At 47.2% G+C, this 22824-nt stretch carries 23 protein-coding genes, 5 tRNA genes and 2 other annotated features; of the genes, 26 read left to right on the top strand and 2 right to left on the bottom strand.

Translation table 11 applies throughout. The annotated features are described in order from the left end of the window. Window positions 1-133: 133 nt before the first annotated feature. Window positions 134-1489 carry a DNA repair protein RadA gene (radA, locus tag ACU70B_RS14130; protein WP_447184152.1) on the top strand — a complete coding sequence of 452 codons (1356 nt, stop codon included), beginning with the start codon at window positions 134-136 and terminating at the stop codon, window positions 1487-1489. A 4-nt stretch (window positions 1490-1493) separates the two neighbouring features. Further along, window positions 1494-2564, top strand: coding sequence for a DNA integrity scanning diadenylate cyclase DisA (gene disA, locus ACU70B_RS14125; RefSeq protein ID WP_447184151.1), 1071 nt, complete (start codon window positions 1494-1496; stop codon window positions 2562-2564). 53 nt (window positions 2565-2617) lie between these two features. Here the strand turns inward: disA and ACU70B_RS14120 are convergent, their stop codons facing one another. Next, window positions 2618-3016: a nucleoside triphosphate pyrophosphohydrolase family protein gene (locus ACU70B_RS14120; protein WP_447184150.1), complete on the bottom strand. Its 399-nt coding sequence runs from the start codon at window positions 3014-3016 to the stop codon at window positions 2618-2620. A gap of 270 nt (window positions 3017-3286) precedes the next feature. Between ACU70B_RS14120 and ACU70B_RS14115 the strand changes: the two genes are divergently transcribed. From ACU70B_RS14115 to sigH, 10 genes are all read left to right on the top strand, one after another. Then, the gene (locus ACU70B_RS14115) at window positions 3287-4390 is read left to right on the top strand and encodes a PIN/TRAM domain-containing protein (protein WP_447184149.1); all 1104 of its coding nucleotides are present in this window, start codon (window positions 3287-3289) and stop codon (window positions 4388-4390) included. Then, complete coding sequence (gene ispD, locus ACU70B_RS14110; RefSeq protein WP_447184148.1) at window positions 4383-5072, top strand: 2-C-methyl-D-erythritol 4-phosphate cytidylyltransferase; 690 nt, start codon at window positions 4383-4385, stop codon at window positions 5070-5072. The genes ACU70B_RS14115 and ispD overlap by 8 nt, the downstream gene beginning before the upstream one ends. A gap of 144 nt (window positions 5073-5216) precedes the next feature. Next, a complete protein-coding gene (gene ispF, locus ACU70B_RS14105) occupies window positions 5217-5684 on the top strand; it encodes a 2-C-methyl-D-erythritol 2,4-cyclodiphosphate synthase (RefSeq protein ID WP_447184147.1) in 468 nt (155 codons plus the stop codon). Window positions 5685-5788: 104 nt separating this feature from the next. Then, on the top strand, window positions 5789-7234 hold the full coding sequence (gltX, locus tag ACU70B_RS14100) for a glutamate--tRNA ligase (protein ID WP_447184146.1): 1446 nt from the start codon (window positions 5789-5791) through the stop codon (window positions 7232-7234). A 55-nt stretch (window positions 7235-7289) separates the two neighbouring features. Then, window positions 7290-7522 (top strand) — a binding site (T-box leader). A 49-nt stretch (window positions 7523-7571) separates the two neighbouring features. Next, window positions 7572-8285: a serine O-acetyltransferase gene (cysE, locus tag ACU70B_RS14095; protein WP_447184145.1), complete on the top strand. Its 714-nt coding sequence runs from the start codon at window positions 7572-7574 to the stop codon at window positions 8283-8285. Further along, the gene (cysS, locus tag ACU70B_RS14090) at window positions 8233-9828 is read left to right on the top strand and encodes a cysteine--tRNA ligase (RefSeq protein ID WP_447184144.1); all 1596 of its coding nucleotides are present in this window, start codon (window positions 8233-8235) and stop codon (window positions 9826-9828) included. Before cysE ends, cysS begins: the two co-directional genes overlap by 53 nt. Beyond that, window positions 9815-10216, top strand: coding sequence for a Mini-ribonuclease 3 (locus ACU70B_RS14085; protein ID WP_447184143.1), 402 nt, complete (start codon window positions 9815-9817; stop codon window positions 10214-10216). Before cysS ends, ACU70B_RS14085 begins: the two co-directional genes overlap by 14 nt. A gap of 94 nt (window positions 10217-10310) precedes the next feature. Continuing rightward, window positions 10311-11000, top strand: a complete 690-nt coding sequence (thyX, locus tag ACU70B_RS14080) for an FAD-dependent thymidylate synthase (RefSeq protein WP_447184142.1) — start codon at window positions 10311-10313, stop codon at window positions 10998-11000. Between the two features lie 102 nt (window positions 11001-11102). Continuing rightward, window positions 11103-11849 carry a 23S rRNA (guanosine(2251)-2'-O)-methyltransferase RlmB gene (gene rlmB / locus ACU70B_RS14075; RefSeq protein ID WP_447184141.1) on the top strand — a complete coding sequence of 249 codons (747 nt, stop codon included), beginning with the start codon at window positions 11103-11105 and terminating at the stop codon, window positions 11847-11849. A 203-nt stretch (window positions 11850-12052) separates the two neighbouring features. Next, entirely contained in the window at window positions 12053-12706 is a 654-nt protein-coding gene (gene sigH / locus ACU70B_RS14070) for an RNA polymerase sporulation sigma factor SigH (RefSeq protein ID WP_447184140.1), read from the top strand. Window positions 12707-12845: 139 nt separating this feature from the next. On the opposite strand, the gene ACU70B_RS14065 is transcribed toward sigH, so the two are convergent. After that, window positions 12846-14180, bottom strand: coding sequence for an ISNCY family transposase (locus tag ACU70B_RS14065; RefSeq protein WP_447183053.1), 1335 nt, complete (start codon window positions 14178-14180; stop codon window positions 12846-12848). Between the two features lie 147 nt (window positions 14181-14327). Here ACU70B_RS14065 and ACU70B_RS14060 point away from each other — a divergent pair. From ACU70B_RS14060 to rpoB, 14 genes are all read left to right on the top strand, one after another. Continuing rightward, window positions 14328-14403 (top strand) — tRNA-Thr (locus tag ACU70B_RS14060). 13 nt (window positions 14404-14416) lie between these two features. Beyond that, window positions 14417-14501 (top strand) — tRNA-Tyr (locus ACU70B_RS14055). Between the two features lie 7 nt (window positions 14502-14508). After that, window positions 14509-14584, top strand: a tRNA-Met gene (locus tag ACU70B_RS14050). 67 nt (window positions 14585-14651) lie between these two features. Then, a tRNA-Thr gene (locus tag ACU70B_RS14045) sits at window positions 14652-14727 on the top strand. A 3-nt stretch (window positions 14728-14730) separates the two neighbouring features. Next, a tRNA-Met gene (locus tag ACU70B_RS14040) sits at window positions 14731-14807 on the top strand. A gap of 186 nt (window positions 14808-14993) precedes the next feature. After that, a complete protein-coding gene (gene rpmG, locus ACU70B_RS14035; RefSeq protein ID WP_447184139.1) occupies window positions 14994-15143 on the top strand; it encodes a 50S ribosomal protein L33 in 150 nt (49 codons plus the stop codon). Window positions 15144-15163: 20 nt separating this feature from the next. Further along, a complete protein-coding gene (gene secE, locus ACU70B_RS14030; RefSeq protein ID WP_447184138.1) occupies window positions 15164-15406 on the top strand; it encodes a preprotein translocase subunit SecE in 243 nt (80 codons plus the stop codon). Window positions 15407-15474: 68 nt separating this feature from the next. Next, a complete protein-coding gene (nusG, locus tag ACU70B_RS14025; protein ID WP_447185790.1) occupies window positions 15475-16029 on the top strand; it encodes a transcription termination/antitermination protein NusG in 555 nt (184 codons plus the stop codon). A 12-nt stretch (window positions 16030-16041) separates the two neighbouring features. Next, window positions 16042-16467 (top strand): 50S ribosomal protein L11, encoded by a 426-nt coding sequence (rplK, locus tag ACU70B_RS14020; protein WP_447184137.1) that lies wholly within the window; start codon window positions 16042-16044, stop codon window positions 16465-16467. A gap of 61 nt (window positions 16468-16528) precedes the next feature. Continuing rightward, a complete protein-coding gene (gene rplA / locus ACU70B_RS14015; protein ID WP_447184136.1) occupies window positions 16529-17230 on the top strand; it encodes a 50S ribosomal protein L1 in 702 nt (233 codons plus the stop codon). 12 nt (window positions 17231-17242) lie between these two features. After that, window positions 17243-17387, top strand: a sequence feature (ribosomal protein L10 leader region). Between the two features lie 29 nt (window positions 17388-17416). Next, window positions 17417-17941, top strand: a complete 525-nt coding sequence (rplJ, locus tag ACU70B_RS14010; protein ID WP_447184135.1) for a 50S ribosomal protein L10 — start codon at window positions 17417-17419, stop codon at window positions 17939-17941. 81 nt (window positions 17942-18022) lie between these two features. Next, a complete protein-coding gene (gene rplL / locus ACU70B_RS14005; RefSeq protein WP_447184134.1) occupies window positions 18023-18403 on the top strand; it encodes a 50S ribosomal protein L7/L12 in 381 nt (126 codons plus the stop codon). Window positions 18404-18567: 164 nt separating this feature from the next. Next, complete coding sequence (locus ACU70B_RS14000; RefSeq protein WP_447184133.1) at window positions 18568-19230, top strand: hypothetical protein; 663 nt, start codon at window positions 18568-18570, stop codon at window positions 19228-19230. 190 nt (window positions 19231-19420) lie between these two features. Further along, window positions 19421-22789: a DNA-directed RNA polymerase subunit beta gene (gene rpoB, locus ACU70B_RS13995; protein WP_447184132.1), complete on the top strand. Its 3369-nt coding sequence runs from the start codon at window positions 19421-19423 to the stop codon at window positions 22787-22789. Window positions 22790-22824 lie beyond the last annotated feature (35 nt).

The raw sequence follows: 22824 nt of genomic DNA, 5'->3' as shown, positions 1-22824 counted from the left end.
TATCAAACAGAAAGGGGGCTTTATCAGCCTCCTTTTTTATTACCATGCGTAAAGGGAAAAAATGCCTTATTAAATGAAATTAACTGGTAAAGATAACGGTATTTTATTTATAATATTTTTAAAGGAGAATACTATGGGAAAAAGTATAAGTAGGTTTTCCTGCAATAAATGTGGTTATGAAAGCAGTAAATGGCTGGGTAAATGTCCCGGCTGTGATGCCTGGAATACCATGGTGGAAGAGCCTCTGGAAAAAAAGACTGCTCCAGGCCGCAGACGGACTACAGAAGCGGTGCCCCTGAACGCTATTTCCGACCAGGATATCCGGAGATTGAGAACCGGCAGAGGGGAGCTGGATCGGGTACTGGGCGGAGGAATGGTGCCGGGTTCGGTAATATTGCTGGGGGGAGACCCTGGCATAGGCAAATCAACTTTATTACTGCAGGTGGCTGATGCGGTAGCCCGGGGCGGAAAAACTGTAATTTACCTCTCCGGCGAGGAATCATTGAAACAGGTAAGACTGCGTTCTTTACGATTAGATATAAATAATCCTGCTATTTATCTGCTCAATGAGCAAGATATAGATTTGCTGGATGGCTATATTAAAGAAATAGATCCCGAGCTGGTTATCGTGGACTCCATCCAAACCGTCTATTCCCCCGATATATCGTCTATTCCCGGAAGTGTTTCCCAGTTACGGGAGTGTACCGCCCGGATAATCAACATAGCCAAAAATAGTGACAAGGCCTTTTTTTTGGTGGGCCATGTAACCAAAGACGGTGCCTTGGCCGGGCCCCGGGTATTGGAGCACATGGTGGATGTAGTAATCTATTTTGAGGGGGAAAAAAATTACTCCTTTCGCCTGTTGCGGGGAATCAAGAACCGTTTTGGATCAACCGATGAAATAGGTTTGATGGAGATGAGCGGCCGGGGGCTGGTAGAGGTGGTAGACCCTTCCTATGTTTTTCTCAGTCCGGCACTGCCGGACAGTAATGGAACTGCTGTTACCGCCAGTTTTGAAGGCAGCCGCCCGCTGCTGATAGAGGTGCAGACCCTGGTTTCGGCCTCCGGAGCGGGATATCCCCGGCGTATGGCATCGGGCATTGACCAGAACCGCTTGGCCTTGATAATAGCGGTGCTGGAGAAGAAGACAGGGTATAACCTGGCGGCCAACGATGTTTATCTCAAGGTTACCGGGGGGGTATTTTTAAAAGACCCCTCGGTTGATTTGGGAATTGCAGCCGCAATTATATCGAGTTACCGGGAGCGGCCTTTGCCTTCGGATACGGTTTTCATAGGTGAGTTAAGCCTGACCGGGCAAATCAGGTCGGTACCATTTTTGGACCTTCGGCTCAAGGAAGTGCAAAAAATGGGCTATAAAAGAGCAGTTGTACCAGGCAGTGCCTCTAAAAACCGGGTATACCGCTCCGATCTGGAGGTACTTGAGGTAAACACCATAGAAGAATTTATAGATTTAATCATGGAGGGATGAGCGGGTGGAAGATACCTATCAGGAGCAGTTCAGAAAATCTTTGCAAATGCTCGCACCGGGCACTTTATTTCGGGTGGGTATAGAGAACATACTACTAGCCAATACCGGCGGGCTGATAGTCGTGGGAGATTCTCCGGAACTAATGGCGATTGTCAGTGGCGGTTTTCAAATTAATACCGAGTTTACCCCGGCGCGGCTCTACGAACTGGCTAAAATGGATGGGGCCATTATTACCAGTCATGATACCGGCAAGATTTTAATTGCCAACGCGCAACTGGATCCTGACCCCCATATACGCTCCAATGAAACCGGAATTCGTCATCGCACGGCCGAACGGGTAGCCCGGCAGACGGGTGAACTGGTGGTTGCCATATCCCAGCGGCGTAAAGTTATCACCCTGTATCAGGGCAATATCGTTTTCCGCCTGCGTGACCTGGCCTCTATTCTGGTTAAGGCCAACCAGGCTCTGCAGACCCTGGAAAAATACCGCAATGTAATGTTAAGGGAACTGCAACACCTGGGAGGACTGGAATTTGAAGACATGGTGACCGTATCCGAAGTATGCGAGGTGCTTAAGCGCAGCATCAAGGTTTTGCGGATAGCCAATGAAATAGAACATTATATTGCCGAGCTGGGCAGTGAAGGCCGGCTGGTAAGGATGCAGCTGGATGAGATGATTGCCAATGTGGAAGAGGAGGCATTGCTGATTATTCAGGATTATTCCAATACTACTGAAAAAAATCCGCATGAATTATTGGCTGCGATGATGCGCTCCTTTGAGGAAGACATATCTGATTTAGTGTTTATTGCCCGTTTGCTCTCTCTGGGTACGGCAACCAGCCACCTGGATCAGATGGTTTCACCTCGCGGATACCGCATGCTGCAGAAGTTGCCCCGCATTCCCACCTCTATCATCGATAATCTGGTGGAACGGTTTGGCCTGCTTACTCACATCTTGCGGGCCAGTATTGAAGAATTGGATGAAGTAGAAGGCATAGGAGAGGTAAGAGCCCGATCCATTAAGAATGGGCTTAAGCGTATGCAGGAACAACAGCTGCTGGAATATATGGTCTAAAACAGAAAAGCAAAAACCGCTTCCGTAAAAAGAAGCGGTTTTAATATTAAAAATCAAGTCAAATTAAAAATCCCCAGGGTGGATGCCTTTTTGTACTCTTTAATAAAAACATCATAAAGGCTGATATCCAGTGTGTTGCAGAGAGCGGCAGCGTAGAAGAGGAGTTTTCCCAGTTCATTGTTGATTACTTCTTCACAATTAGGGCAGATATGTCCTTTAAGATGGCTGTCCAAATACTGTTTTAACTCTTCAAAGGAATCAATTTGATCCGGCAGTTGCAGCTTATTGGCCTCAATTGACAAGCAACCGCAATCAGTTACGGATTTGGCTACTGCCCGGTTGACCCGGCAACTGGACTCGGAAAGCTTGGAAAGGATATCCAGTATGCTGCGGTGCCTTATCAGGAGATCGCCCACAACATTTTGGAACTCATCACAAATCAAGTCCTTCAAAAGGCTTGCCCCCTTAATATAAGACTTTTCTAAATTATAGCTTTTGCTTCCGGGCATTGTCAATTATACGCCACCCTTCCGGGCGTCTACAAAATTTCCTAAAATCCTTTACTACCAGCCCAATCCCGTCTTTACCTCTTTTAATCCCCCGGTGCCCACCTTCCCGGAAGGACAGCACAACCCGATTAGACCACATTACCAGTTTTTTTACAATAGTTGGTATAATTATGCAGCTCCTAAACAAAAATAGTAAATATGGAGGTGTATAATGTGCGTAGCGAAATCAGTTTTTCCGGTAGATTATTTCTCTTAGCACTTATTTTCGGTATCTGGGCGGCATATACCGTTCAGCAACTGTTGCCATTGAAACCTTTATGGAATCTGGGTTTGGGCATAATAGCCGCAGTCTTGTTTTATCTGGGCTTTGCCTTGTTAGTCCGACTGGCTCGAAAGGCTGTTGCTTACATGAATCGAACCCTGGATAGTGTGCCGAGTGATATACTGCTGGGCGGCATGGCCGGACTTTTTATGGGTATTTTGGTGGGGGTCTTGAGCACCTTTCCTCTCTCCCTGCTGGATGGAGTCGGCGACTTTTTAACCCTGGGGGTTTTCTGTCTGAGTGGTTTTCTGGGCGCAACCATAGGTGCGCGTCGAGCTCCGGATTTTATTAAACTATTCCCCCACTCCACCATCACCGAAGAAGCAAGTGAAGCTCTAATCTCTCCCAAGGTGCTTGATACCAGTGCTATAATTGACGGACGTATCTATGATGTATGTTTAAGCCATTTTCTGGAGGGGCAGCTGATTGTACCTACTTTTGTCATTGAAGAGCTGCAGCATATTGCCGATTCATCTGACAATATAAGGCGCAATAAGGGCAGGCGGGGACTGGAGCTGCTGTCGAAAATGCAGAAACACACCGGCATAAAAATTGATATAATTGAAGCAAATATACCTGAAGAAAAAGACGTGGATAATAAGCTGTTGCGTCTTTGCAAACAGATTAACGCCTGCATCATAACCAATGATTACAATCTTAATAAAGTAGCCGAACTGCAGGGTATCAAGGTTCTTAATATAAACGAACTGACCAATGCGGTGAAAGTAATTGTCTATCCGGGAGAGACCATGCACATTTCGATTATAAAAGAGGGCAAGGAAGCCGGACAGGGTGTAGGTTACCTGGAGGATGGAACCATGGTAGTGGTTGAGGATGCTCACCATGAAATCGGCAATGAGTTGGAAGTAATGGTTACCAGTGTATTTCAGACCGCAGCCGGGCGCATGATTTTCACCCGCAAGGTGCGTGAGGAAAATAGCAGCAGCGTCAATCATGTTTTTCAGGAAGTACAAGAGGTGAAATTATATGGCTAACAACCTGCGGGTTGTTATCGCGGCGGCAGGAACCGGAAGCAGAATGAAGAGCAGAATCAATAAACAGTACATGCTTCTGAAAGAAAGGCCCATCCTGAGATATTCCCTGGATGTATTCGAGCAATACGACGCGGTGGATGAAATAATCGTCGTGGCCCATCCCCGGGAAACCGAATACTGTGAAAAGGAGATTGTAAAAAGATTCGGCTATCGGAAGGTCAAAAAAGTCATCCCCGGGGGTGAACAACGCCAGGACTCAGTATGGGCTGGACTGACAGAACTTGGTGAAGATACGGACTATGTGGCTGTGCACGATGGTGCCCGGCCACTTTTAACGTTCAGCCTCTTGAGCGAACTGCTGCAGGCTGCTCAGGAATGGGGCGCCGCTATTCCCGGCATCTGTGCCCGGGATACCTTAAAGATGATTGACCGGGATGGTTTTGTGGGCAATACCCTGGATCGTTCCAGTGTGGTGTTTATCCAGACTCCTCAGATTTTTCGCTACAGTGAACTGTACCAGGCCTATGAAATGGCCTGTGAAGAAGATTTTCGGAGTACGGATGATGCCGCCCTGTTTGAAAAATACATCGGCCGGGTCAAAGTGGTTCCGGGTAATTATAATAATCTCAAGATAACCACCCCGGAAGACCTGGTCATAGCTCAGGCATTATTGAACATGTAAGGTGACGGTCTGGATGCATCCCAACAGAGCTGTTGTACTTTCAATCGCCCGGTTATGTTTTTTGACGCGGAGTTCAGGGAAATTCTTTTATTAATGAATCGGCGGTTCATCCGCGTCTATTTTCTTATTTAGGGAGGAGAAGTTTTGCGTATTGGCAACGGTTATGACGTCCATCGTTTACAGGAAGGACGAAAATTGATTTTAGGCGGAGTGGAAATCGACTATCCCCGAGGTTTGGAGGGGCATTCCGATGCCGATGTCTTGCTCCATGCCGTCTGTGACGCCCTGCTGGGAGCAGCAGGACTGGGGGACATTGGCCGGCATTTTCCCGACAGCGACCTGCGTTATAAGGATATCAGCAGTCTTTTCCTGCTGCAGGAAGTAAGGAATAAGCTTCATCAGGCAGGTTTTAAAGTGATTAATATCGACAGCACCATCATAGCTCAGCAACCGAGATTGGCGCCTTACGCAACGGCGATGGGTCGGAATATAGCCCGGGTGATGCAGATAAAAGCGGAACAGGTTAATGTAAAGGCTACCACCACCGAAGGCTTGGGATTTGAAGGCCGGGAAGAAGGCATAGCGGCGCTGGCTGTAGCTATGATAGATTAGGGGACCCTGGAAGTTCAACATGACGCTTATGGGGCTGTGCCTGTGGTATTGTTGCCGGGTTGACCATAATGGTATAATTACCAGGTATGCAAGGAGGGAACGGTATGAATAAATTAAAAGTCCGGTTTGCGCCTAGTCCTACGGGACCATTACATATAGGCGGAGCTCGTTCGGCTCTGTTCAACTATCTTTTTGCCCGGCATAACCATGGGGATTTGGTTTTAAGAAGTGAAGACACGGATTTGGAGCGTTCGCGCCCGGAGTATGAGGAGGAAATAATTGAGTCCCTGCACTGGCTGGGAATCGACTGGGATGAGGGATTGGAAGTCGGCGGGGAAAATGGCCCCTACCGGCAGACCGAGCGTTTGGATTTATATAATGAATATACCGCGCGTCTGCTGGAGTCGGATCAGGCCTATTACTGTTTTTGCAGTGAAGAAGAACTGGAGGAAGAACGCCGACAGGCCATGGCCAGCGGGCAAATGCCGGGATATTCCGGTAAATGCCGTTATCTGACGGCAGAAGAGGTTAAGGCCAGGCTGGCGCAGGGGCAAAAACCGGCGATTCGGTTCAAAGTACCATCAAACCGGTTCTATGTGGTTGATGACCTGGTAAGAGGCCGGGTCAGCTTTGACAGCAATAACATCGGGGATTTTATTATTGTCAAATCAGATGGGATACCCACCTATAATTTTGCCGTGGTGATAGATGATGTGCTGATGGGGATAAGTCATGTTATCCGGGCCGAGGAGCACTTGTCCAACACTCCCCGGCAACTGATGATTTATGATGCCCTGAATCTGAAACGGCCGGAATTTGCCCACATTTCCCTTATTCTGGGCAGCGACCGGCAGAAGATGAGCAAGCGCCACGGCGCCACTTCGCTGGTACAGTACCGGGAAATGGGCTATCTGCCTGAAGCCCTGTTTAACTTCCTGGCCTTATTGGGCTGGTCACCGGAAGGAGAAGAGCAGATTCTTTCCCCGGATGAAATAATCTCGGCCTTTACCCTGGAGCGGGTGGCTAAAAATCCGGCTGTGTTTGACCTGGATAAGCTAAACTGGATAAACCAGCAGTATATCAAACAAAAAGACCATGAAGAGTTAAAAGCACTTATTCTGCCTTACCTGCAGGAGTCTTCTTTTTCTCAAAATGTGGCTCAGCTGGATGAAGTGCAGCTGGAATTGCTGGTGGAAGTACTGCGTGACCGGATCGTTTGCCTGGCCGATATTGCCAAAGAGCTGGAAGAGTTTTTTGCTCTTCCCGAATATGATGCCGAGACTATGGAGGTTCTGCAGGCGGATGGGGCTAAACAGGTTTTAGAAGCCTTTATCGGCGGGCTGCCTGATTATAAAGAAGCAGCCGAAATTCAGCAGTTTATCAAGGCAATTACAAAAAGCTTAAAACTAAAACCTAAAAATGTGTTTATGCCCCTGCGTTGTGCCTTAAGCGGCAAAACCCATGGGCCTGACCTGCCCTATCTAGTATTCCTCTGGGGCCGGGAAGAATCACTCTACCGCGTCCGCCAGGTCCTGGAGATGATTAAGTAGTCGCCCGGGGTTGACTTTCACGATTGGTATGCATATAATTTTAGTAATTCCATATATAAATGCTGCGAATGGGAGAAGTAGGGCTGCGATCGCTGCCAGAGAAAAGAGGTCACCGGCTGAGAGCCTCTTTACAGTATGAAGCTTTTCCGAAATTGCGCCCGGGAGCAGGCATGTTGAGAATATACAGTAGGCATGCCCGGTAAATACCGTTAAACGTTATGAGTGAAATACTGCTGCGGCAGTATTTAATAAGAGTGGAACCGCGGAAAATGGCCTTTCGCCTCTTGAGGAGACGAAAGGCCTTTTATATTTTTAATAACTTTTAAGGAGGATAAAAATGTTTACCAGGCTTAAACAGGAGATTCAGGTGGTATTTGAGAGAGACCCGGCAGCCCGCAGCTTTTGGGAGGTAATTTTCTGTTACCCTGGATTTCATGCTATTATTAATCATCGGATAGCCCATTTTTTCTATGTCAGGAAATGTTTCTTCCTGGCGCGTCTGATTTCTCATATAAGCCGCTGGCTTACCGGGATTGAAATCCATCCTGGAGCTAAAGTGGGCAATGGAGTATTCATTGACCATGGCAGCGGTATAGTTATTGGCGAGACTACAGAAATAGGAGATAATGTTACCATGTACCAGGGCGTTACCTTGGGAGGAACCGGCAAGCAGAAGGGCAAGCGCCATCCCACTATCGGCAACAATGTGGTTATAAGTACGGGAGCGAAGGTGCTGGGAGCCATAACGATAGGTGACAATGCCAAAATCGGCGGCGGTTCGGTAGTATTGAAAAGTGTTCCTCCTTCATGTACAGTTGTTGGTGTTCCGGGAAGAATCGTAGTTCGTAACGGCGCCCGGGTAACCGACGGAAAAATTGAGGTTGACCTGGAGCATCATCTTTTACCCGACCCCATAGCCGACACCCTTGCCGCTATGCAGGCCCGGATTGAAGAATTGGAAAAACGCCTGCAATCTTATGAAGAGAAGGTGACCGACCATGCGAGTTTACAATACCCTCAGTGGCAAAAAAGAAGAGCTGGAAACTCTTGAACCGAATAAGATAAAAATGTACGTTTGCGGGCCCACGACCTATAATTACATTCATCTGGGCAATGCCCGGCCCCTGGTAGTCTTTGATACCCTGCGCCGTTACCTGGCCTATCGTGGCTATGAGGTGACTTATGTCCAGAATTTTACCGATGTAGATGACAAAATAATCAGGCGCGGCCGGGAGGAAGGGGAAAACGCCCTGGAACTGGCGGAGCGCTATATAAATGAGTACTTTAAGGATGCCGATGCCCTTAATATTTTGCGGGCCGGCGTACACCCGCAGGTCAGCCGGCATATAGGTGACATAGTCAACGCCATAAGTATTCTCATAGCCAAAGGTTTTGCCTATGCGGTTGATGGTGATGTTTATTACCGGGTGAAGGCCTTTAAGGATTATGGCAAGCTTTCCGGCCGCAGCCTGGAGGATATGCTGGCCGGAGCCCGGGTGGAGGTGGACGAGCGCAAAGAGGAAGCGGCTGACTTTGCCCTGTGGAAAGCGGCCAAACCGGGCGAGCCTTCCTGGGACAGCCCCTGGGGGCAGGGAAGACCGGGCTGGCATATTGAATGTTCCGTAATGGCGAACAAATACCTGGGGGATACTATAGATATTCACGGTGGCGGAAATGATTTAATTTTCCCCCATCATGAGAATGAAATAGCTCAGGCGGAAGCCCTGACCGGCAAACCGTTTGTCCGCTACTGGATGCACAATGGCTTTATCACCGTAAATAGCGAGAAGATGTCCAAATCACTGGGCAACTTTTTCCTGCTGCGCGATGTACTGGATAAGTATCCGGCGGATGTGGTGCGTTTTTATCTGATTGCTACCCATTATCGCAGTCCCCTGGACTTTGACGATGGAAAACTGGAGGAAGCCCGTAAAGCCCTGGGACGTTTGAAGACTACGCTGATACTGGTTAACGAGTTTCAGCGGGAGAACTGTCATTTAGATGAAAAAATCGAAGGTGAAGCTCTCAAACTAAGTCAAGCCGTGACCGACCTGCAGCAGGAATTTATAGCTGCCCTGGATGACGATTTCAATACTGCCCGGGCCTTGGGCTCACTTTTTGAAATATCGCACCGGATTAACAATTACCTGGCTTCGGCTCAGCCTGACAATGCCCGGGATCAGGCTGTAATTGCTAAAACAGCCTCCATCTTTAAAGAACTGGGAGAAGTGCTGGGTATTTTTATGGACCCGAGGCAGGATGAAAGCGCCGGGGTTGAGAAGATATTGAACATAATAGCCGAATTGCGCCAGTCCGCCCGTCAGGAGAAGGACTACCAACTGGCCGATGATATCCGTGATTTCTTGGGCGCAATGGGTATTGCCAGCGAAGATACACCCGACGGAACCCGTTTCCGTTACGAATCACCCCCGGGGCTGAACTTGCTCATGGAGGAGCTTATCGCCTTGAGGTCAAGTTTTAAATCCAAAAAACAATATGCCAAAGCGGATTATATCAGGGATAGTTTGCAAAAGGCCGGTATTGTGCTGGAAGATACCGGGAAAGGAGCCAGGTGGAAGATTGCTGAGGCTTGAAACAGTAGATGAGGGCATGTTGCGGGAGTACCCGGCGGTAGTCCTGGCCTATATTGGTGACGCGGTGTTCGAACTGCTGGTAAGAAGGCATATAGTCACCGCCGGCCGGCGCAAGGTCAGTGAAATTCATCATGATACGGTGGAGCTGGTCAAGGCCCAAAGCCAGGCAAGTTTGACCCGGCAGCTGTACCATGAGCTGAGTGAAGAGGAGCAGGATATAATAAAAAGGGGCCGCAATGCCAAAAGCACCCCCCCCCGCCACGCCGACCCGGGCGATTATAAATTAAGTACCGGCTTCGAGGCCCTGCTGGGCTATCTCTATCTCAAAGGTGATGAAGAACGCCTCTTGTACCTGGTCAACCAGGCGTTGGACAATAATGAGATGTAAATACCGGAGTACAATAAAGGCAGTAATAACACAGTATAAATCCTGTATAAATCCGCGTGATCCGCGTTAATTTTAAAAAAACGAGGAGGATGGGATGATGATTATTCAGCAGCCCCGGGTGCTGGTTCCCGGCAAGACCCTGGGAAAAGATATTCTCTTGCGCCTGGAACGTTATGCCCGGGTTTGTTATAAGTCGGAAGACAAAATGACTGGCGAAGGCAATCCCGATTTTTTAAAAAGCAAACTCAAGCTGGGGCATGAATCAATCATAGAACATGAAAAAGCCACAGTAATGTTTATTGTTGACCGGGGGATATCGCATGAAATAGTCCGGCACCGAATAGCTGCTTACAGTCAGGAGTCCACCCGCTACTGCCGCTATAGTCAGGATAAATTCGGCAACGAAATTGCGGTTATCGAACCGTATTTTTTCCTTGATGACGAGGCCGCCTACCAACAGTGGAAAGATGCCTGCCAGGCAGCTGAAAATGGCTACATGGCATTGCTGCAAGCCGGACGCTCAGCCCAGGAAGCTCGTTCAGTGCTGCCCAATTCGTTAAAAACGGAGATAGTGGTTACATACAACATGAGGGAATGGCGGCACTTTTTCCGCCTGCGCTGCGACCCTGCTGCCCATCCCCAGATGAGGCAGGTGGCCATACCCCTCCTGCTCTATTTTCGGGAACAAATGCCCAGCCTTTACGATGACATAGAATATGACCGTTCCTTCCCGGAAGAACATTATGCCGGGATAGTCATAACCGACGATTTATTCAACCCGTAGCCGGGAAGACCCCAGCACCTTGGGTGAAAAAGCGAGGTTACGGGATAAACCAGTGAAATTTGTGATTCATTGATAATAATCAAAAGGAGAATAGCTGCCTGCATGAAGGAAAAACTTGCCGGGGTCAATAGTGTTATGGAGGCCTTAAAAGGTCGGCGCAAGATAGACAAGATATATATGCTCAATAGCCGCCAGAATAAAAGAACCGAAGAACTGGTTCGCCTGGCTGGGAAAAAAGGTGTTTATGTTCAATATGTGGATAAACCTCAGCTGGATCGCCTGAGTGGTCTGGTTAATCACCAGGGTGTACTGGCTTTGGTGGAGAGTTATGAATATGCCGACTTGGATCAAGTATTCCAGCTGGCTGCAAAACGGGGGGAGGATCCCTTTATTCTTATCCTGGATGGTCTGGAGGATCCCCAAAATCTGGGTTCAATCATCCGTACCGCGGAATGTGCCGGGGTTCATGGTATAATCGTCCCTCGTCATGGTTCAGCCGAGATTAATCAGGGTGTGGCCCGGGCCTCTGCTGGCGCAGTTGAGCATGTCCTGCTGGTACAGGAGACTAACCTGGTAAATACCATTAAAAACCTGAAGCAGAAGGGGCTGTGGATTGCCGGGGCTGATATGGCGGCTGAAAGTGATTGCTTTTCAATATCCTTTCCCGCACCTCTGGCCCTGGTCATTGGCTCTGAGGGCAAGGGTATCCGCAGGCTGGTAAAAGAAAACTGTGATCTTCTGGTCAGGATACCCATGTGGGGCAAACTGCAATCGCTTAATGCATCAGTTTCAGCCGCCCTGTTAATCTATGAAGTATTGCGTCAGAGGGGAAAAAGTCAGATCTTGTAAAAACAATAGGATTAGCTGCGTTAATCTACCGGTATTGAAAGCAGAAATGGTCTCAGGCTTAATTGGCATAATTGTCCTGATTTGCCCTAAGGCGCTATACTATTGGCTTGACGTAGCTCAGCATGGTAGCTATAATAAATTTGGGTACACTTCAGCATATCCATTTTATACCTATAAATAACAATTATTATGGAGGCGATTGAATGCCTAATTCTATCGCTGCTGCTCAAAAAATATTTCTTGCGTATACTGAAATGACTGATGAAGAAATAGTGGATCTGGCCCAACAGGGGGATCAATTTGCGGTTGAGTTTCTGGTGGATAAATATAAAAATTTTGTCAGGGCCAAGGCAAGGTCGTACTTCCTCATAGGAGCGGATAAGGAAGACATTATCCAGGAAGGCATGATAGGCCTGTTTAAAGCTATCCGCGACTATAAGCTGGACAAGCTTACCTCATTCCGCGCCTTTGCTGAATTATGCATAACCCGGCAAATTATTACTGCGATCAAAACCGCGACCCGGCAAAAACACATTCCCCTCAATTCCTATGTTTCACTTAACAAGCCGATTTACGATGAAGAGTCAGATCGAACCCTCATAGATATACTTTCTACTACCAGGATTACCAATCCCGAAGATATAATCATCAGCCGGGAAGAATTTATATTTATTGAGAAGAAAATGGGTGAAATACTTAGCTCTCTGGAATGGAAAGTTCTTATGGCTTATCTGGAGGGAAAATCCTACCAGGAAATTGCGGCCGATCTGAAAAGGCACGTAAAATCTATCGACAATGCCCTGCAGAGGGTAAAACGCAAGCTGGAAAAATATCTGGAAGATAGAAACGATCTGTAGCGACCTGCCAAGACAGGTTTGCCTGCTCCCGGCAACATGAGCAAAGCTTTAGGCCTTACTAATCTTAAACCTGCCAGTATATTTTACAAATTAAAACCTTTGAGCAGCTATGTCAATGGTCAGGGAAAATGTCACCCCTTTACCTAGATAACTCAGCAGCAGAAATGTCATCCCTGCTGCGGCTCTTAGAATAGAAGATTTCACTATATGCGAACCAAGGTGATTTGTTCTTTGGCTTGATTTTGGGCTGAGCCGGCAGGCTATTCAAGGAATTGTCCTGCTGAGGTATTTGTACTATACTTTCCTTGGGCTGAGTTTTGAGCAATTCGGGTTTAATAACGAGGCCTTTGTAAAGGACCTGCATTCCGATATGCTTACTGGTTGCTACAGTAATCGTATCATGAGGGGATGCAGGGACTTTTATATTTTCCACCTTGGCAGGCAGACGGTATTTATGGTTCTCAAAGGAAAAGGAAAGCCCTGAATCGATTTTTCTTGTTACATGCTTGGCAAAAATCAACTGCAATGCAGACATATCTTGCTTAGGCAAATAGGCCTTTTCCGGGCTGGCAGCCTGGACGGCGAATTTACGGTTGTAGTAGGGAATATAATGCTTTAGGAAATCATTAGCCTGTTCGATAGAAGAAATTCCTTTACGCTGCATATCTTTCGCCAAACGGTCCTGTAAAGTCTCCCAGAGCCTTTCAATACCACCTTTAGCCTGAGCAGACCGGGCAATGATTAACAGGATGTTGAGTTCTTTAAGGGCTCTGGCAAAGTTAGTCTGCTTTTCCACTTTGCCGGCCAATTCTTCTTCAAGGGTTAATTCCTTTTTCTTTTTGCTGTTATAAACAAAAACGGTTCTGCCATCAGTGTAGATTTCTCTTGGCAGGTGCCCATTCTGATTCATCTGAAACATCAGTTCACAATAACCTTCAAAGGTTTCTTCCTTTTCGAAATGAAGAGCCAGGATACGACCAGTGGCATCGTCAACCGCACCGTGCAGGTGCAAGTAGGAACCATTGCCAAGCCAATCAAAGCTGGAAGCATCCATCTGAATCATTTCACCCTCGCGCTCCCGGGCATTTCTGGAACGATGTTTCTTGGGTCTGCGCTTGGCCTTTGGAGAGCGAATACCACTGGCCCTAAGATACCTTGAGACAGTGCTTACCGAAACAAAAATATCTTTATCTTCAGCAAGCACATCGGTAGCATGACAAAAATTATATCCGGACAACTCCGTTTGATAAATTCGGCAGATTTTTTCAGCAACTTCAGGATCCAATGCATTAGCCGGTTTCCGTCCTCTATTCTTATGCAAAATACTTATAACCCCATTTGCGGATGCCTCCGCTTTCATCCGCTGTACTTGTCTTACACTGAGGTCTAAAAGCTCTGCAGCCTGCTTATTTGTAAACCGGCCTGCCAACAGTTCTTCGATGATAGTTATTTTTCTTGCTTCTTGTTTGCTCATTTCTAATTTCATCCTCCCATTATATCTTTTCTGGGGGATGACATTTTCCCTGAAGAGTTATACCATGACATTATCACTGATTAACGACAAAACCTTTGAGCAGCTATTGACTTTGATTTCCGCAGAGTATACAATATTACTTGCTGAGCCGAGCTAGCTCAATCGGTAGAGCAGCTGATTTGTAATCAGCAGGTTGCGGGTTCAAGTCCTGTGCTCGGCTCCAGGTGAACGACTATGGAGGGATACCCAAGCGGCCAAAGGGGGCAGACTGTAAATCTGTTGGCGACGCCTTCGAAGGTTCGAATCCTTCTCCCTCCACCACTGATATCGCGGGATGGAGCAGTTGGTAGCTCGTCGGGCTCATAACCCGAAGGTTGCCGGTTCAAGTCCGGCTCCCGCAACCAAAAATAAAATATTCCCGCAGGGAATTGAAATAAGTGGTCCCCGACTGGGGGCAACCAAAAAACCAACGCCCTTATAGCTCAGTCGGCAGAGCGCATCCTTGGTAAGGATGAGGTCACCGGTTCAAGTCCGGTTAAGGGCTCCATCTGGCGGCGTAGCTCAGCTGGCTAGAGCATACGGTTCATACCCGTAGTGTCAGGGGTTCAAATCCCTTCGCCGCTACCATATTGACAATAAAGGAGTGGGAAATGTTCTCACTTCTTTTAATTTATTTTCGTTTTGGCTAAAATATTAATTGCAGCAAAATAAATGCTTGACGGGAAGTCCCCCCAAGGCTAGTTATTGACACCGGAACTCCAGTGTGATAGAGTATTTTAGGATTTCTGTGCACAGGATGGAGGTGTATTCAGAGTGAGAGTTGGTATAACACTGGCATGTACCGAATGCAAGCAACGCAATTATACGACTACCAAAGATAAGAAAAAACAGGCCGACAAGGTGGAACTAAAGAAATATTGCAAGTTCTGCAATTCGCACACGCTGCACAGAGAGATTAAGTAAAGTCAGGGATGTGAATAATAGTGACCAAGAGTGTTCCCGCTAAAAAAGAGTCCGATGGTTTCAAGCTGCGCTGGAACAATACCAAACAGTATTTTGTCAGCGTTTATAACGAGCTGAAAAAAGTCCACTGGCCCAATCGGCAGCAACTGGTGGCGTATACCGGGGTAGTGCTGGTTTCGGTTACCATTGTCGCTTTGATTATATGGTTATTTGATTCCGGTTTATCCTTACTGCTGGAAGCACTATTCAAGGCCTTTGCTTAAACATGGAGGAGGTGGTTCCAATCAGTAATACCGAATTGGAACAGGACATAAAGAGCGAAAATCAGAATATGGACGATACAACCGTGGAAAGCAAAGCGCAGGGTGAATGGTATGTGGTGCATACTTATTCAGGCTATGAGAATAAGATAAAAGTTGACCTGTCCAAGCGGGTAGAATCCATGAATATGCAGGACAAAATTTTCGAGGTTATCATACCCGAAGCCCAGGAAGTCGAATATAAGGGTGGGAAAAGGAAAGTTACCAGCCGCCGGGTTTTTCCGGGTTACGTTATAGTTAATATGATAATGGATGAAGACTCCTGGTATGTAGTGCGCCATACCCCTGGAGTAACTGGATTTGTTGGCAGCGGAAACAAGCCCGTGGCCCTGCAGGATGATGAGATTCAGAAAATACTCCAACAGATGGGTCTGGTTGAGAGCAAACCCCAGATTATTGATATCGAAATAGGTGAAAACGTCAGGGTAAAAACCGGGCCGTTTGCCAATTTCGAAGGCGTAGTCCGAGAGTTGTTGCCTGATCGCGGTAAAATAAGGGTTAATATATCTATGTTTGGCAGGGAAACACCTGTAGAACTGGATTATGAACAAATAGAGAAAGTGTAAGGAGGTGGAAATATGGCCAAAAGAGTGATTGGAAAAGTATCATTGCAAATAGCTGCAGGTAAAGCTACGCCAGCACCACCAGTAGGACCTGCTCTGGGTCAGTACAGTGTAAACATAATGGGATTTTGCAAGGAGTATAATGCCAAGACCGCTAACCAGACAGGTTCCATTGTTCCAGTGGAAATAACCGTTTACGAGGATCGGTCTTTCACCTTTATACTTAAGTCTCCGCCCGCTTCGGATTTGCTTAAAAAAGCCGCCAGCGTAGATAAAGGTTCCGGTGAGCCCAATAAGAAAAAGGTGGGCAAAGTTACCCGGGCCAAACTGGTAGAGATTGCCGAGATCAAAAAAGACGACCTCAATGCTGCCGATGTAGATGCGGCAGTAAAAATGATAGAAGGTACAGCCCGCAGTATGGGGCTGGAAGTTATTGATTAGTTACCCGGTTAACAAAGTGGGAGGATAAAAATCCGAAAAACCACAGGGAGGTTATATTAATATGAAAAAAAGCAAGGCTTATCAAGAAGCTTTAAAAAAACTGGATCGTAATCATTTATATGATCCGGCCGAGGCTCTGCAGCTGGTCAAAGATATGTCCAGCGCCCGTTTCGACGAAACCGTAGAAATTCATATCAAACTGGGGGTCGATCCCCGCCACGCCGACCAGCAGGTAAGAGGAACCGTCAGCCTGCCTCATGGAACTGGCAAGACCCGTAAAGTACTGGTATTCGCCAAGGGAGAAAAACAAAAAGAGGCTCAAAATGCCGGAGCCGACTATGTGGGAGCAGAAGAACTGGCTGAAAAAATTCAGGGAGGCTGGTTTGATTTTGATGTAGCCGTAGCTACCCCGGATATGATGGCGGTAGTCGGTAAATTGGGTAAAATACTGGGCCCCCGTGGTCTTATGCCGAACCCGAAAGCGGGTACTGTTACCTTCGATATTGAGCGCACCATAAATGAACTTAAAGCTGGACGTATTGAATATCGGGTAGACAAGACGGCGATAATTCATGTCCCTATCGGAAGGGTATCATTCGAGGCGGAGAAGCTTTTAGACAACCTGAATGTTTTTGCCGAAGCCTTGATAAAAGCCCGGCCTGCAGCCGCTAAAGGCCAGTATATGCGTTCAGTTAGCGTTTGCTCTACTATGGGACCCGGAGTTAAGATTAATCCGCTTGTATTAATGGCAGCCAACCGGTAAAATAAAAATATTGACAAACGAATATCCAAACTGTAGACAGTCGGTGGCCGGTGCCTTAAAGAACCAAGCGTTCGCCTGCCGAGGTTTTAAGATAGCTAACTGATTAATCAGTTTAAACCTCTGCCATCCTGTCTGCAGAGGTTTTTTAAATTGTGCAATTTATTAATAAAAGGGGGTGAAAACTACATGCCCAATTTGGAACAAAAAGAACAGATAGTCAAAGATATAGAAAAAAAGCTACAGGATGCTACTCTGGTGGTCTTTACCGACTATAGGGGACTAAATGTTGAAGAGATGACCAGCCTTAGAGAAAAACTCAGAGTCCCCGGTGTGGAATACAAAGTACTTAAAAACACCATGGTAGAGTTTGCTTTAAAAAACACCGGTCACGAGGATATCATTCCTCATACCTTTGGCCCCAACGCAGTCCTTTTCAGCAATGAAGACCCCGTTGGTCCCGTAAAGAGCATTTACGAGTTCATCAAGCAGTATAAGAAACTGGAAGTCAAGGCCGGAATCCTTGAGGGTCAGGCCATAGCCCCGGAAAAAATCAAGTCGCTGGCTGACCTGCCGCCAAGGGAGGTACTGCTGGCACAGGTCGTGGGCACCATGCAGGCGCCTATTACCAGTCTGGCCTATGTGCTTAATGCCAACCTCTCTGGTTTCGCTCGGGTAATTGACCAGATTCGGGAGCAAAAACAGGCCAGCTAATAACAATAAGCTGGGAAATGAACTCCCTCATTTTAAAAAGAAATTAAATTTAGCGCTCAGCGCTTGAGGAGGTAATTTTTAGTGAGTAAAGTACAGGAAGTTATTGACATTGTTAAAGGATTAACCGTTCTGGAGCTTTCGGAACTGGTAAAAGCTTTGGAAGAAGAATTTGGCGTTAGCGCCGCTGCCCCCATGGCAGTAGCGGCAGCCCCGGCAGCAGGTGGGGCTGCTCCCGAAGCCGCAGAAGAACAGTATGAATTTGACGTAATTCTTACTTCTGCCGGTGAAAAGAAGATTAACGTAATCAAGGTAGTCAGAGAAATAACCGGTCTGGGTCTGAAAGAAGCCAAGGCTCTGGTTGATGAAGCCCCCAATCCGGTCAAAGAAAAGGTTTCCAAGGACGAGGCCAACGAAATCAAGGCCAAGCTCGAAGAAGCCGGAGCCGGCGTAGAAGTAAAATAAATCCGTAACGCTACACATTAGAGGGCAGTTTACCTATTATAAGTAAACTGCCCTTTTTTAATTTCAGCTTTTATTTCCATCAAATCTTTCTTATTGAAATAAATGTTTTTCTGTTATAATCTAAATTTAGGGTTTAATTTCAAAACAGAAGGGAAATGATGTATATGAAGAAATATTTCCCAGTAGTCCTTCTCGTTCTGGGTTTCCTAATAGTCGGTTACTCTCCGGCACAAGCAACCGGTCAGGCAGCCTGGAATATTAAATGGAACAGTAACGGCAGTTTAGATGAAACAGTAACTATCCGGAATCACAACATTATTATACAAGATAACGAATGGCAAACCTCCCGTTCTGACCAGGGGCTGATTCTAACCCGCCACATCAATAATTGGCAGGAATACAGCAAGCTTGGCGACGGATTACCTCTTGAGCTAAGCCAGAAAGACTTCTGGCTTATTAAATCAAGTACCCTGACCATGAAGAAGCAAGCCAGGCCAGGTTCTCTTTATGAGCAGTTAACGGATTTCGGCGGGGCCCGCTTAAGCATCGAGGTACCCGGCATCATAAGAGAAAGCACAGCCCAGGAAAAGATTGACTCGACTGCGGTCTGGACCTTAGGCACTGCGGATGCCGTTACCCTTAATGCCGTAGTATTTGATGGAATAGTGCTGGGTATAGCATTTTTTGCCCTTTGTGCAATTATAATCTTAATCATCTTTTTAAGCCGCATACGCAGGGTAAACCGGTTAATAGCCCAGGAATATTCTCTGGAACGGGCAGCCGAGGAATTTGCCCGGGGAGATATGGAAGAGCAGGAAAACCAATAAAAATAAATGCTGCCTGCCCTTGACGGCAAATAATACATATGCTAACATTAATAATTGCCATTAATACTGTAGCTGGGCAAGCTATGACTTGGGGGTTACCCCATAAAAGGCTTTAACTTATGAGAGCGAGGTTTATACTTAGGCCTTGCTTTTCACTCTTTTAGGAATTAAAAAAAGGGGTGAATTATTAATGCCTCATATTGAGGAATATGGTAAAGTACAACGGCTAAGTTATTCACGGATTAAGCAACCCATCGAGTTACCCAACCTCATTCAAGTACAGCTGAGCTCTTACGACTGGTTCCTTAAGCAGGGTTTAAGGGAGGCCTTGCAGGAAGTTTTCCCCATCTCTGATTTCACCGGCAATCTGGAACTTGATTTTCTGGATTACAGCTTGGGAGAACCTAAATATCAGGTGCACGAATGTAAAGAGCGGGATGTCAGCTACCAGGCGCCGCTCAAGCTCAAGGTAAGACTTACGGATAAGGAAACCGGCGAACTCAAGGAATCAGATGTCTACATGGGGGATCTCCCTCTGATGACTGAAAAGGGAACTTTTATCATCAACGGTGCAGAGAGAGTTGTAGTCAGCCAGTTGGTCAAGTCACCCGGCGTCTACTTCAATGACCGGGTAGATGTGTCTGGCAAAACCTTGTATGGAGCTACCATTATTCCTAACCGGGGCGCTTGGTTCGAATTGGAAATGGACAGCGCCGGAGTAATATACACCCGTATAGATAAAACCAGGAAAATTCCAGTAACCGTGCTCTTGCGTTCTCTGGGCTACGAGAGTAATGAGGCTATTCTGGAACTGTATGGTGATGATGAGTCCGTCAACAAGACCCTGGAAAAGGATAGCAGTACCAACAAAAAAGAAGCCTTGATCGAATTTTACCGCCGCTTGAGACCGGGAGAAATGGCGACCGAGGATGCGGCTGAGCAACTGTTAAACAACCTCTTTTTCGATCCCCGGCGTTATGACCTGGCTGTGGTCGGGCGTTACAAAATCAATAAAAAATTGGGGCTTGATAGCCCGATTGAGGTAAGACACCTAACTCATGAAGATATAACCACAACTATTGCCTATCTCCTTAAACTTATCAAGGGCGAAGGCAAAACCGACGTAATTGACCATCTGGGCAACAGGAGATTGCGCTCCATTGGGGAACTTCTGCAGAATCAATTCCGAACCGGATTGGTGCGTATGGAAAGGGTAGTAAGGGAAAGGATGAGTATCCATGATGTTGAAACCCTTACTCCCCAGGTTTTGATTAACATACGCCCCATAACTGCTGCCGTAAAAGAATTTTTCGGCAGTTCCCAGTTGTCTCAGTTCATGGATCAGACCAATCCGCTGGCTGAACTTACCCACAAGAGGCGCCTGAGCGCTCTGGGACCGGGAGGCTTGACCAGGGAAAGAGCCGGATTCCAGGTGCGGGACGTACACCATTCCCATTATGGGCGTATCTGCCCCATAGAAACCCCGGAAGGACCCAATATCGGGTTAATAGGTTCATTGGCTACCTTTGGCCGGGTAAACGATTTTGGATTTATTGAGACCCCTTACCGCAAAGTAGACAAGGAATCGGGGCGGGTCTTAAACCAGATTGACTATCTGTCAGCCGACGAAGAAGATGAATATATGGTAGCCCAGGCCAATGCCCCCCTGGATGAAAACGGTTACTTCATTGATGACCGGGTTGAAGCCAGATATTTTGAAGAAATATTGGAGATTCCCATAAACAAGGTTGATTATATGGACGTCTCCCCTAAACAGGTGTTCAGTGTAGCGACATCGCTGATACCTTTTCTGGAGAATGATGACGCCAACCGGGCCTTGATGGGAGCCAATATGCAGAGGCAGGCGGTACCGCTCTTAAAGACAGATGCGCCTATTATCGGAACCGGCCTGGAATACAAAGCGGCCAAGGATTCCGGTTCGGTGGTAGTATGCAAAAAATCTGGAATCGTCAAAAGAGTCGGAGCTGGCCGGATAGTAATCAGTAACGATGAGGGAGGCACCGACACTTATACCCTCCTGAAATTCATTCGCTCCAACCAGGGTACCTGTTATAATCAGAGACCTATAGCCAGTGCGGGAGAAAGGGTTGAAGCCGGTGACGTTATTGCCGACGGCCCCAGTACCTCTATGGGGGAACTGGCGCTGGGACGTAATGTACTGGTAGCCTTTATGCCATGGGAAGGCTACAACTACGAAGATGCCATACTCATATCAGAAAAATTGGTAAAGGAAGATGTGTTTACTTCCATTCATATAGAAGAATACGAATGTGAAGCCCGGGATACCAAACTGGGCCCGGAGGAAATCACCCGGGATATACCCAATGTTTCCGAAGATATGCTGAAAAACCTGGATGACCAGGGGGTTATCAGGGTGGGCGCCGATGTTCGTCCCGATGACATTCTGGTAGGTAAGGTCACCCCCAAGGGGGAAACCGAACTGACTCCGGAAGAAAGGCTATTAAGAGCCATTTTTGGGGAGAAAGCCCGTGAGGTTAGGGATTCTTCCCTGCGGGTACCCCATGGCGAAGCCGGTAAAATCGTGGCGGTAAAGCGTTTTACCCGGGAAAAAGGCGATGAACTGCCCCCTGGGGTTAACCAGCTGGTTCGGGTATACATTGCCCAAAAACGAAAAATCTCAGAAGGCGACAAGATGGCCGGCCGCCATGGGAACAAGGGGGTTATATCCCGTATCCTGCCGGAAGAGGATATGCCTTTTCTGGAAGATGGCACCCCGGTGGAAATCGTTTTAAATCCCCTGGGGGTTCCCTCCCGCATGAATATTGGACAAATCCTGGAATGCCATCTGGGTTGGGCCGCCAAGACCCTGGGAGTTAATATCGCTACCCCGGTTTTTGATGGGGCCAACGAGGAAGACATATTCAACAAGCTGAGAGAAGCGGGTCTACCGGATAGCGGCAAAACCGTACTTTATGACGGCCGTACCGGCGAACCTTTTGACCATGAAATAACCGTGGGTTACGTTTACATGCTTAAACTGGCTCATTTGGTTGACGATAAGATTCATGCCCGTTCCATCGGGCCCTACTCTTTGGTAACCCAGCAGCCATTGGGTGGAAAAGCCCAATTCGGAGGACAGAGGTTTGGAGAAATGGAGGTATGGGCTCTGGAAGCTTATGGAGCCGCTTATACCCTCCAGGAAATTATAACGGTCAAGTCGGATGACGTGGTAGGCCGGCTGAAGACCTACGAGTCCATTGTTAAAGGTGATAACATACCCGAGCCCGGTGTACCGGAAGGCTTTAAAGTTCTGATAAAAGAGCTGCAGAGTCTGGCCCTGGATATTCGCATACTCTCCGGCAATGACCAGGAGATTCAGATCAAGGATATTGATTATGAGTTGAATGAGAAAGAAAAAGCCCGGGAACTGGGGGTGGAGATACCGGAGACTGTGGTAGGCGGTCCGGATGGTATTGAAAGGCTGGATGATGACGATGATGCTATTGATTTGGAAGAAGATATTGATTTAAACGTTGATGGACTGGACGACGACCTTAGTATCATGGAGGACGAATAATGGCAGGGCTAACTGTATAGTCGGCAACAGGACGT

The organism is Syntrophomonas curvata, assembly GCF_052976825.1.
Note: the sequence above shows the minus strand (reverse complement) of the source record. Positions and strands in the feature narration are given on the sequence as shown.